The sequence below is a fragment of the Dyella terrae genome, from assembly GCF_004322705.1.
GTDB lineage: Bacteria > Pseudomonadota > Gammaproteobacteria > Xanthomonadales > Rhodanobacteraceae > Dyella_D > Dyella_D terrae.
Genome location: NZ_SIZZ01000001.1, coordinates 1,823,083 through 1,834,810, shown reverse-complemented (window position 1 = coordinate 1,834,810; position 11,728 = coordinate 1,823,083). Strand labels below are relative to the sequence as shown.

Genomic DNA, 11,728 nt, shown 5'->3' with positions numbered 1-11,728 from the left:
GTCATTGCCTATTTCAATCGAACAGCGGGCACGCCGCCGAACACCGCGCCCGAAGGGACGGATTTGGTAACGCATGCCCCTGCGGCGACAGTCGCTTTGTCACCAATGACCAAGGGTTCGCTGGGAGTGCCATTGATAATCGTGGCGCCTGCGCCGATGAACGCCCCATTCCCAATATGAACATTTCCGCAGACCGTAACGCCGGGGCAAAGAGTGGAAAATTCGCCGATGCAGACGTCGTGACTGATCGTTGTTCCGACGTTTATGTACACGTGCCTGGCAATGCGTGTATTGACGGAAACGACGGTGGATGCGCAGATCAGGCAACCGTCCTCGATGTGGGAGGAATCCGAAACCTCGGCCCTGGGGTGCAATAGAGTCATGGGCTGCAATCCCAGCGTTTCAAGGCGATGGCATGCAAGCTCTCTCAAGGTGGGGCTCCCCACTGAAATGGCGTACGCGGCCGACGCTTCGGTTGCAATGGTTGATAGCAGAACGACGGGGACGCCATTGATGTCGGAAGTTAGAAATTCGGGCTTGTCGACCACGAATGTCATTTTGACGTCTGAAGAGAGAGTCTGTCGCGCGAGCCAGAGTATTTCTCGGCCAGCCCCTCCCGCACCGAATATGTAGAGAGCATTCACCTTCTGCATGGGGTCTATGGCTCTGCAATCGTGCGAATAATTGACACAATGGTGTTGATGTCTTCTATGGAGATCATTGTGCCGGTCGGTAGCACTATGACGCGAGATGCGACGTCCTCAGTGTTTCTCAGGGCTTGCCCAGCAGTTGGATTCAGCGTCCTATAGGGCTCCATCAAGTGGCAGCCTGGCCAGAAGTACTTTCTCGCGAGTATGTTTTCCGCGTGCAGGCACTTGATGATGTCATCCCGCGAGAGGTGGCTTTCGCGGGCAATCTCCAGGACGACATACTGATAGTTGTTCCGTTCACTTCCATCAAATGGAAGGATGCGTAGGCCGGGGATTGAAGCAAATCCTTCCGCATATGCTTGGTGGTTATCGCGATTCTTGCGAACTACGCTGTCCACGACCTCGAGGTTGGTAAGGCCCATGGCAGCGCATATCTCAACCATCTTGCCATTGGTGCCGGGATGAATGACGTTGTCATAGCCTGCGAATCCAAAGTTCCTCATCAGACGAGCTGTTTCGGCAAGGCCGTCGCTGTTGGTGACAATAGCGCCACCTTCAAACGTGTTGTAGAACTTGGTTGCGTGAAAGCTCAGTACTTCGGCCTGCCCGAAACTGCCAATCATGGTTCCCTTGTACGAACAACCAAACGCATGTGCCGCATCGAAAATGAGCGAAAGATTGTGCTCGTCCGCAATTGCCTGCAGGTCATCAACGGGTGCGGGACGCCCCCAGAGGTGCACGCCGATGATTCCGGACGTTCGCGAGGTGATCGCATTGCGTACAGATGATGGATCCAGGTTGTGTGTGTCAGGGTCAATATCGGCAAACACTGGCGTAATGCCTTGCCAGTGAAGCGCGTGAGCGGTTGCTACAAAGGTGTAGGAAGGTACGATGACCTCGCCCGTCATGCCAGTAGCGCGGATGGCAATTTCGAGAGCAATGGTTCCGTTGCACATGGCAACGCAGTGTTTAACACCAAGATACTCGGCAAGTCGGGACTCAAGCTCACGAACCATGGAGCCATTGTTCGTGAGCCAGCGAGACGACATGATGTCGCGAGCTCTTGCGAAGAAGACGTCTTCCGGCCCAATGTTCGGACGACCCACGTGAAGCGGCTGCTTGTATGCCGGCGCTGCACCATTGATCGCGAGATCGGATTTGCCAAGAATGCGCTTATGAGCGGACATGTCCGTTGATGTCGGGTGCGAGTTCATTTACGGGTCCTGGTTGGGCGCGCTGCTGCTTGATGCTGTGCCGGGTGTCTTTGGGCCTGATTGCGCTTCGGATCTGTTGCGAAGATCGGAGATGGCGTGATCAAGGCTCCCGCCGACGTTCATTTGGGCAAGATAGTCAATTTCATGGCTGGCTTCATTGGTCTTTCCGAGGGCGATTAGCATGCGCGCGTGCGTGATCCTGTAGGCAGGCTCATTTGGTGCCCGGATGATCGCGTCCCGAATGGTTCCTTCTGCGAGATCACGTTCACCCAGAACATTCCAGGCGTAGTTGCTATAGATTGCGAGCAGGCGCGCACTGGGTCGCTCGTGCGAGAGCGCAGCAAGAAATACTGAAGTCATTCGCTCCTGCGGGAGTTCGCAGCGCTTTTCGATCATGCACTGGGTAAGTGACTCGAGCGAACTCTCATCCTGAACGCCTGGCTTTTTGCCTTTGAGCTTTGCGTACATGCTCGACCACCACCGATCCTGAAGTGGCACGCCCATTCTCGCATTCATGAAGATGAGTGCCTGCTCAGGAAGAATGGTTGAGCCAGGCAACGAGGCGGATTTCTCCAGCGGTTCATAAGCCGCTTTCGTATAGGGGGACTTTGGGTTGTACTGCGAAAGCAAAATATACATGCGGCCTAGCTCATATTGCGCCCTGGGGGAGTTCGGCCCGCGGGCTGCAAGATCGATCGCCAGGCGCAGTGGGGAGCCCCATGCGTATGATGTGAATGACGTAAGCGCAATCCAGTATGCGACGAGCACGCCGAAGAGCAGGTGTCGCGGCGCAAGGCTAATGCGGCTGGATGCTGTTTCATGCTGCTCGGGCTTTGGACTGGAAGCCAGAACGGGAACTATGGTCAGCATTAAGCCGAATGTGGCGAAGTAGTTTCGGTGCTCGTAGACCAGTTCAAGCGGAAGTACGGTGCCTGTTAGCAAATGACAGCCAAGGAAGTATGCGATGCCCAATGAGGCCGCTGGGTAACGCTTTCTTAGCTTCCAGCAAGTTAGTGCAAGGGCTGCAAGGAAGACTATGGACGCCAGTGTGGTCCACGGGTTTAGCAGGCCAGCCGATACCGGGTAGTCGTCATGATAGAAGGACAGGCCGCCTGGTGCGGGTGCTAAGGTCCAAGCGATGTAGTCAACGACAACTCTTGCTTCCGTGAGTAAGCGCGTGCTCAGGGTGAAGTCCCTGTTGCTCCAGTGCGATGACTGAATCAATGCGGGAGCCTGCCACGCTAAGCCGAGAATCAAGGGAACGCCGAGAGTGGCGATGAAAATTGTCGAGATGGTTTTGTCTATCCGGGACGAATTTGCGCGGAATCGAAACACGATCCATTCGGTCAGGAATGCGTAGAACGGCAACATGACTGCCGTTTCTTTGGCAAGCAGGCCGATCGACGTGCAGCCGACTATGCTCGCAGCGCATAGAAACGATCCTCCTTTGCGCATCGAGAGCATGCGCTCCCTTCCCTGCAAATAGAGAGCGAGACCAAGGAAAATGAACGTCGCTGCAAGTGCCTCCATTCGCTGCACAACATAGAGCACCGATGTGAGGTTTATGGGGAGGACCAGCCATGCGAAAGCGATCCATGCCGCAGTAAGGCGGTCTGCTTCTGAGGTCGTTGTTGTCTGGATATGCGGCCCGCGACTTGCGCGAATTGACCGGAGAATCGAGCCGGCCAGGAAGTAGGCCAGGCAGCCGTTGATTAGGTGAAGCCCCAGGTTGGTGAGCTTCATCCAGAACGGGTTTAGGCCCGAGATGAGAAAGTTGATGGCGAAACTTAGCGATGCTAGTGGTCGCTTGAACTCACTGGATGGTGATGACAGCGCTGCTCGTACGAGCGATCCAAGTGATGCGTCGGAAGGTTGTACCCCTTTGTTGTCGACGATGTTGGGGAAGTCGTCAAATAGGTAGGCCCCGCTCAGGCCCGGCGCGTAGATCACGATGGTCAGCAGCAGGCCAATCAGGAGCAGCCAGCGGTTGGCATTGGGCAACGGTTTGCGCATCATTCCTTGCTTCTCGCTTGGGCCGCGATGTCTTGCGCTAGCGTAGCGCGCAGCCGTACCAGTTCGCGATTCCAGTAGTCCTGGCGCTCAAGTACCCAGGCATGGATGCGTGGCATGCCGAACGGCGGCCGGGACTCCCTTAGTCTTCTGGCTTCGAAATAGTCCAGGTGCGCCAGTGCCAGGGCAGGGTAGCCCGCGGTGGCCAGTATCCCGGCGTGCTGGAACGCCGCCGATGCGCGAACCTGTTCGTCGAGCGCTTTGTTGAAATTGTTCAGGGCAGCCTGTCCCCCGCCGCCCCGGGCGAGTATCCATTGTCCGCGCAGGGAGTAAAGGTCCTGCCTCCGTCCAGGTTGACTGGTCAGATAAGGGTTGGATTGCGCTGCGTCGAGCATGTTGCCAAGAGCATCCAGTCCGAGCGCGGGGCAGCTGCTCTCGCGTGCTTGCCAGATCGCTGAGCCCATCCACTTCATCAAGAATGCGCCCGGGTCCCGGGTGGTACGCAGGGCGTTCAGTGCGGCATCAACGGTGGAGTTGTCGACGCTTCCCATGCTGCAGCGTGCAGCCAGAAGGTTGAGGGCGATTTGCACCTCATTAGGTGCCAGCTTTTGTGCGGGCACCAATCGTGCGACTGCTAGCTCGGGATGACCCATTTGCATTTCAACCAACGCAGCGTTGGTCATGGCGCGTGGGGAGCCGGGATTCATGCGTGCCCACAGCAGTGCCTGCTCATTCTCGTTGCCCCAGAGATCCGCGCGGGCCCATGTCATGCAGGCAAGGCCGGCGATGAGGATGCAGCCGAGCGTCGCGCGGAGCGCCATCGGTGGGGCAGTGAGGCTGGCGATTGGCACCGCCGGGGTTGTCGACCGGACTCCGCAAAGCCAAAGCGACAACGGCCAGAACATCAGAGCCGCAGGCAAGTAGTTTCGATGTTCGAAGTAAAGTTCCAGCGCGACTGTGGAAGATTCGAGCAGGTGAGCTACGAAAAAGAACAGGATCGCCAATGCAAGCGCCGGCCGTGTACGGCGTAGCTTGATTGCCATGGCGATAAGGGCGGCCACGCAGATCAAGGAAATTAGTGTGGTGATCGGCGAGATCAGCGATGTTGAGGCATGCACCTGGTCGTTGAAAAGGCCTGTGGTGTATGGGCGCGGCAGCCATAATAGATCCAGGTACTGCATGAGCACGCGTGGCTCGGTCATGAGGCGTTGCACAAGCGTCCACGGACGCACAGCGGAAATGCCACGAAAGATGCCGTGCCAACCCTCATAGGCGAGATAGGCAAAGACGAATAAGGTTGGAACCACCGCGAACAAAGTCATGCCGACGCGATAGCTGCGCAACGTGGGTCGTTGCGGAATGAAGCATTCGATCAGCAGGATCAATGCGGGCAGAAGGATGCCGTTGGCCTTGCAAAGAATGCCTAACAAGGTGCAAAGCGGCAGGCCTGTGATCAGCCAAAGCCAGGCGCGAAGCTTATCGTTGCGTGATGCCGCATCTCGGCCCTTGAGCCAGCATAGCGCGCCGATCATGGCGAAACTGAAGGGCAGCATGGCCTCACGCTGCACCACGTACAGCGTGGTCGACACTAGTAGCGGATGCAGCAACCAGAAGGCGCCACCAAGCACGGCGGCCGCTTCGATCTGTCGCGTAGCGCGCTGATTTTCGACGGTGGGCGAAAACAGGCGCAGGCCCAACTGACGCAGCAACAAGGCCAGCAGGGTGCCGTTGAGCAAATGCAGGATCAGGCCCGTGCGCTTGAACGGATAGGGTGAAGCTGGCCAGTCTTGGGCGTCGATCAGAAAGCTGAGCAGAGATAGCGGGCGCCCCGTAGGGTCAGCCGTACCCGAAGTGATGTATCGCCAGAACGCCGGCCAGTTGTCGATGGGGCCGCTGGCACCCAGCGAGGGCAGGTTGGCGAAGTCGTCGAACAGAAAGGCGCCATGCAGTCCGGGTGCATACACGAACCAGGCGATGCAGATGATGGCGAGGCCGGCGAGCAGGGTCAGCCAGCGCGAAGACAGCGACGCAGTAATGATTATCCCCTCCCAAAACATCTGGGGCCGCACAAGGCGGCCCCAGAGAAACTACCGTGCTGCTACCGATTAACGGCAGGAGGCGGGCAGGTACTTCGCGTCGAGCGGTTTAGCGGCACCCGTGACCTTGCAGGTCCAGGCGACCGAGCCCACGCTGGCGGTCGGCGAAAGGATCAGTTGCTTGCCAGTCGCCTTGGCGTTGATCTTGGTGCCGAAGGCAGGGTTCTGGTCGGGACCGTACTTCACGGTGATGATGCCATTGGCCACCGTCACGCTACCCACGTAGTTGCCGCCGATGCTGGACGGGCTGGCGAGGCCGGCCGAGGCATTGTTGGTCGGCAGGGTGCCGTGGTTGGTGAAGAACTCGGCGATGCCGGTCTTGGAACCGTCAGCCAGGCTCAGACCTTCCGAAACCTGCGAACGGATGGTGTAGTCCTGGTAGGCCGGGATGGCGATGGCGGCGAGGATCGCGATGATCGCAACCACGATCATCAGTTCGATCAGGGTAAAGCCCTTCTGCACGTTCTTCATGATGGTTCCTCTGTTTCTTGGTTAGCTAACCGTAGTGATGCCCCCTGAGCCCCAGTCCCGAATCCCCCTAGGCGGGATTGGACCCCATAACTTGCGGTCGGAACGACCAGGAAGCTCGCGGCAAATTCAAGCAGCTTATATGCCATGTTTGCCGCCTTTATATTCCCGCATGAGAGCGGGAGCGGCGATTGTGCCCCGCGTCACGAATGTCCACAAGCTGATGGGAACTGTGCCGGCGGATACCCCAAAATGTGACATGTAAGACGTCTGGGCCGGGGTGTCGGCGCAGGGCATCAAGTGACGTTTTTTGTCACCGGCTGCCCTTGTGACTGCTTACTTGCGGCAGCTTGCCGGCAGGTACTTGGCGTTCAGGGTGCTGGGAACGCAGGTCCAGGTGATGCTGCCGGTATGAGTCACTGGCGAAAGAATCAGCAGTTGACTGGCAATCTGCTTGTTGGCCCTGGGGCCCTTGAACGCAATGGAGATCTTGCCCATGGAAGCATCCACGCTCGACACGTAATTGCCTACGATCGATGTACTGCTCGCCAGGCCCGCCGAAGCATTTTGACTCGGGTAGCGGCCGCGATTGGACAGAAAGTCCCATACGGCTGCCTTCGCACCGGTACTCAGGCTCATGCCTTCGGAGACCTGCGCGCGGATGGTGTAGTCCTGATAGGCCGGGATGGCGATTGCCGCCAGGATGGCAATGATTGCCACCACGATCATCAACTCGATCAGTGTAAAGCCTCGAACTGGCCGCAACGGCGACATGGACATATCCCCCTGGAAGATGTCGCATGGCCTGCACGAGGTGTACCAACGGGCTCAGTCGCGGTGAGCCTCGTCAGAAATTGTGAATTAGATCACCGCTTGGGCGACTATTGCCTGGCCTTCGTTTTTGGACCCGCGCAGAAATCCAGTCGGGGCCTCGCTCAGAAACAAAGCTACTGATCGTCACGCTAGGGGGCGTCGCGCCGTGAGCCATCCGGCGCCTGTCAATCTGCGCGCTGGTACGCAGCGACGACCAGCGGCCATTCGCAGCACGACGGTCAAGGCATCTGGCAAGACCTGGCAATGAGGGTCAATGAATGCCGGTCGATAGAGTCGTCGAAAAGATGCAGCCGGACCGACAGGTAGGGGCTATCGGACGTCGCGAAGACTGTCGGCGACGACAGTCGCTGCATGTGCCATAGGCATCCTTAAGGGCACGCGCTCGCTTCGAATCACTCATCGCTGCGCCAAGTCCCTTTATCCGATACGTTCACTGCCGCTCCTGGTGTCGAGTGAGGCGACTCATGCCTCACCTCACCCCATGCATCCACTTCTTGACAACGGGCGCCATCACCAACGCCACCACGGCCGACCCCAGCCCCAGCCACACCATATGCTGGAACAACTCCCCATATTTCGCCGTCGCCACCGCCAGGTCGATCTTCCCAACCGGCGGAATGTCGAGCGCCGCGAACTTGCCGAAGATGGCGGCCAGCTGTTCCGACAGCGACGTGCCGAGCCACCAGGCGCCCATCATCAGGCCGGTCACGGCGGGCACCGATAGCTGGGTCACTGCCGAAAGGCCGATCGGTGACAAGGCCACCTCGCCAATCTCGATCAGCAGATAAGCCAGCACGATCCACCACACGCTTCCCAGTGCATCCGGCGTCACCGTCTGGTTCGCCGCCATCAGCGGCAGGAAGGCCAGTCCCGCAAACGCCAGACCAATCGCGCTCTTCACCGGCTTGGACGGATTCATGCCGAAGCGATCAAGAAACGGCCACAGCCACGCCATGATCGGAGACAGCAGCACGATAAAGAGGGCACCGAGGTAGGTGAGCGAACTGGCGTTCTGCGGCAGCACCACGCAGTCGCGCACGATCAGCACCATGCCCATCAGCGTCAGCGAGCCGAGCAGGAGACCGGGCAGGCGGCCGCTGCGCATGCGCAGGGCGGCAGCCACCATGAAGGGGCTCAGCACCAAAGGAATCACCGACCACGGCACCGGATGCCCCTCGCGCGCCACCAGGGACGGGAACAGGTCCTTGGTCAGCATGCGGTCGTTGAACAGCACCCACGAGCCGTACGTCTGCTCATACAGCGAAAAGAACAGCAGGCAGATGGCGACGAAGAACACGCAGGCGATCATCTGCTGTCGCTGCACCTTCGTGCAGCGCACAGTGACATACCAGCCGAGCCAGCCCAGCCAGCCGGCCATGGTCGCCAGCTGCAGCCAGAGCACGGCGTGGCCGAGCTGCATCAGGCCCCAGAGCAGCGGCAGCGCCAGCGCCGAGCACAGGTAGATCGTCCACTCGAGGTTGATCGGGCCGAGTACCTTGCGGCGCAGGGCTTCCGGGTTGGTGGGTTCCGCGTGGCCCTGCAGGTACTTCTGTCCGGTCAGGAAAACCGTCAGGCCCGCCAGCATACCTATGCCCGCCGCGCCAAAGCCGTAACCCCAGCCGAAGCGGCCGCCCAGGTAGCCGCAGATCAGCGCGGAAAACAGAGCACCCACGTTGATGCCGGCATAGAACAGGGTGAAGCCCGAATCCAGGCGCGGGTCGTCCTTGGGATACAGCTTGCCGACGACGGTCGAGATATTGGGCTTGAGGAAGCCGACGCCGCTGATGATCAGCGCAAGCGACAGGTAAAACACGCTCAGCGCGAACAGGTCACGATGGACGATGCCATCGGGTCCGATGGTGGCGGCGTGGCCCTCCACGGCCATGCCCAGGTGTCCCAGGCAAAGCAAGACTCCGCCGAGGACCACCGCCTTGCGCATGCCCAGGAAGCGGTCGGCCAGCAGGCCGCCGAGCACCGGCGTGGCGTATACCAGCCCGCCATAGGCACCGATCACCGACAGGCTTTCAACGTCGTTGAAGCCATGGTGCTTGATCAGGTACAGCGCCAGCAGTGCCTTCATGCCGTAAAACGAAAACCGCTCCCACATCTCGGTGAAGAAGCAGACGTAGAGCCCTTTCGGGTGGCCGAACAGCTCGTCGGCGCGGGTATCCGGGAGGGATGGGATGGCAGGGGCGTGCGACTGGGTCATGGCAGGGCGGGCGGCACAAAAGAGCCGAGTATAGCCAGCCGGACCCGCCTTGCTTCCGGCCCGCCGCCCCCGTACCGTCATGACTTTGCAACGCCAAGGGAATCCCCCGATGAAACCCCTGTACCTCGCGCTGGCGCTTTCGCTGGCGTCCACGGCCGCCGTGGCCGCGGACCGTGGCCCCCATCCATTCAATATCCGCGACCTGGTGATGATGGATCGCGTCGGCGATCCGCAGCTGTCCCCGGATGGACGCTATGCGCTGTACACGGTGCGCAGCACCGATTACGCCGCCAACAAGGGCAACACCGCCATCTATGTGCTCGACCTGGAGCAGGGTGGCCAGCCGAAGAAGATCATCGAGAAGGGTTCGTCGCCGCGCTGGGCGGCCGACGGCTCGGTGTATTACCTCGCCGCGAAGGATGGCGTGTCGCAGCTGTGGCACTGGGGCTCGAAGGAGCCGGCCAAGGGCTTGCTCGGCAAGACCGCTGCGGCACCGAGCCAGGTCACGCATGCGCCCATCGACGTCAATGGCTTCAAGCTGTCGCCCGATGGTAAGCAAGTCCTGCTGACGTTCGACGTCTTCACCGATTGCGCCGACCTGGCCTGCACCAAGGAGCGCCTCGACGGTCGCGAAGCCGACAAGTCGACCGGCACGGTCTACACCAAGCTCTTCGTGCGTCACTGGGATACCTGGGCGGACGGCCGTCGCGCCCAGCTCTACATCACCGACGTCCATGGCGCCGAAGAACAGCCGCGCCTGCTGACTCGCGGCATCGACGGCGACGTGCCGAGCAAGCCGTTTGGTGGCGATGACGAATTCAGCTTCTCGCCCGATGGCAAGACCGTGTACTTCGGTGCGCGCATCGCAGGCAAGACCGAGCCGTGGTCGACCAACTTCGACGTCTACAGCGTGCCGTCCGACGCCTCCGAAGCGCCGAAGAATCTGACCGCCGCCAATCTTGCCTGGGACGCCGGTCCGGTCGCTTCGCCGGATGGCAAGACGCTGTACTACCTCGCCATGAAGGAGCCGGGTTCGGAAGCCGATCGCTTCGGCATCACTGCGCTGGACCTGTCCTCGGGGCAGGCCCATGAAGTGGCACCGAACTGGGATCGCTCTGCTGGCGGCCTGAAGATCTCCGCGGACGGCAAGACGCTTTACGCCACCGCCGACGACAACGGCCAGCATCCGCTGTTTGCCATCGATCCGGCCACCGGCAAGGTGACCAAGCTGGTGACCGACGGTGCCATCGGTGGCTTCGCCATCGGCAAGACGCGCCTGCTGCTGTCGCGCGATGACCTCAAGCGCCCAGCCGATCTCTATGTCGCCGACCTGCGCGGCAAGAGCCTCAAGCAGGTCACGCACTACAACGCCGAACGCCTCAAGAACACCCAGATGGGCGAGCCGGAGTTCTTCACCTTCAAGGGTTGGAACAACGAGACGGTGCAGGGATATGTGGTGAAGCCGGTCGGCTACAAGTCGAGCAAGAAGTACCCGGTCGCCTTCATCATCCACGGCGGCCCGCAGGGTGCGATGAACAACGCCTGGAGCTATCGCTGGAACGCGCAGACCTACGCGGGCCAGGGCTTTGCCGTCGTCACGGTGAACTTCCACGGTTCGACCGGTTACGGCCAGGCCTTCACCGAATCCATTTCGGGCGACTGGGGCGGCAAGCCGCTCGATGACCTTAAGGCCGGCTGGAAGGCCGCGCTCAGCAAGTACAGCTTCCTCGATGGTGATCGCGCGTGTGCACTCGGCGCCAGCTACGGCGGCTTCATGGTGTACTGGATCGCCGGCGTGTGGAACGAGCCGTGGAAGTGCCTGGTCGACCACGACGGTGTGTTCGATGCGCGCGCCATGTACTACGAAACCGAAGAGCTGTGGTTCGAAGAGAAAGAAAACGGTGGCACGCAGTACGAGCACCCGCAGAACTACGAGCGCTTCAATCCGGTCAATCATGTGAAGGATTGGCGCGTGCCGATGCTCGTCGTGCATGGCGGCAAGGACTATCGCATTCCCGACACGCAGGGCCTGAGTGCGTTCACGGCCTTGCAGCGCCGTGGCATTCCCAGCCAGTTCCTGCACTTCCCCGATGAGAACCACTGGGTGCTCAAGCCGCAGAACAGCGTGCAGTGGCATGAGACGGTGAATGCGTGGTTGAAGCAGTGGACGGCACCTAAGCAGTAACGATGCGAGTCAACGAAAAACGGCGGCCCATGGCCGCCGTTTTTCTATGGGTCATCACTGAT

Annotated in this window: 8 protein-coding genes; 1 reads left to right on the top strand and 7 read right to left on the bottom strand. The window is 60.0% G+C overall.

What is annotated here, in order from left to right:
• Window positions 1-8: 8 nt before the first annotated feature.
• From EYV96_RS08205 to EYV96_RS08175, 7 genes are all read right to left on the bottom strand, one after another.
• A complete protein-coding gene (locus EYV96_RS08205; RefSeq protein ID WP_131150939.1) occupies window positions 9-653 on the bottom strand; it encodes an acetyltransferase in 645 nt (214 codons plus the stop codon).
• Between the two features lie 5 nt (window positions 654-658).
• Entirely contained in the window at window positions 659-1,864 is a 1,206-nt protein-coding gene (locus tag EYV96_RS08200; protein ID WP_240732374.1) for a DegT/DnrJ/EryC1/StrS family aminotransferase, read from the bottom strand.
• Window positions 1,865-3,880, bottom strand: a complete 2,016-nt coding sequence (locus tag EYV96_RS08195) for a hypothetical protein (protein WP_131150938.1) — start codon at window positions 3,878-3,880, stop codon at window positions 1,865-1,867. It abuts the gene before it with no gap.
• Window positions 3,877-5,943: a tetratricopeptide repeat protein gene (locus EYV96_RS08190; protein ID WP_131150937.1), complete on the bottom strand. Its 2,067-nt coding sequence runs from the start codon at window positions 5,941-5,943 to the stop codon at window positions 3,877-3,879. Before EYV96_RS08190 ends, EYV96_RS08195 begins: the two co-directional genes overlap by 4 nt.
• A 36-nt stretch (window positions 5,944-5,979) precedes the next feature.
• Window positions 5,980-6,441 (bottom strand): pilin, encoded by a 462-nt coding sequence (locus EYV96_RS08185; protein ID WP_131150936.1) that lies wholly within the window; start codon window positions 6,439-6,441, stop codon window positions 5,980-5,982.
• A gap of 333 nt (window positions 6,442-6,774) precedes the next feature.
• Complete coding sequence (locus EYV96_RS08180; protein ID WP_131150935.1) at window positions 6,775-7,212, bottom strand: pilin; 438 nt, start codon at window positions 7,210-7,212, stop codon at window positions 6,775-6,777.
• Between the two features lie 529 nt (window positions 7,213-7,741).
• On the bottom strand, window positions 7,742-9,481 hold the full coding sequence (locus EYV96_RS08175; protein ID WP_131150934.1) for a peptide MFS transporter: 1,740 nt from the start codon (window positions 9,479-9,481) through the stop codon (window positions 7,742-7,744).
• 109 nt (window positions 9,482-9,590) lie between these two features.
• On the opposite strand from EYV96_RS08175, the gene EYV96_RS08170 reads away from it, so the two are divergent.
• The gene (locus EYV96_RS08170) at window positions 9,591-11,666 is read left to right on the top strand and encodes a S9 family peptidase (RefSeq protein ID WP_131150933.1); all 2,076 of its coding nucleotides are present in this window, start codon (window positions 9,591-9,593) and stop codon (window positions 11,664-11,666) included.
• Window positions 11,667-11,728 lie beyond the last annotated feature (62 nt).

Coding starts and splice junctions, on each gene's coding strand:
- EYV96_RS08175 (WP_131150934.1), bottom strand. CDS start 9,481: ATGACCCAGTCGCACGCCCCTGCCATCCCATCCCTCCCGGATACCCGC.
- EYV96_RS08180 (WP_131150935.1), bottom strand. CDS start 7,212: ATGTCGCCGTTGCGGCCAGTTCGAGGCTTTACACTGATCGAGTTGATG.
- EYV96_RS08170 (WP_131150933.1), top strand. CDS start 9,591: ATGAAACCCCTGTACCTCGCGCTGGCGCTTTCGCTGGCGTCCACGGCC.
- EYV96_RS08195 (WP_131150938.1), bottom strand. CDS start 3,880: ATGATGCGCAAACCGTTGCCCAATGCCAACCGCTGGCTGCTCCTGATT.
- EYV96_RS08200 (WP_240732374.1), bottom strand. CDS start 1,864: ATGAACTCGCACCCGACATCAACGGACATGTCCGCTCATAAGCGCATT.
- EYV96_RS08205 (WP_131150939.1), bottom strand. CDS start 653: ATGCAGAAGGTGAATGCTCTCTACATATTCGGTGCGGGAGGGGCTGGC.
- EYV96_RS08185 (WP_131150936.1), bottom strand. CDS start 6,441: ATGAAGAACGTGCAGAAGGGCTTTACCCTGATCGAACTGATGATCGTG.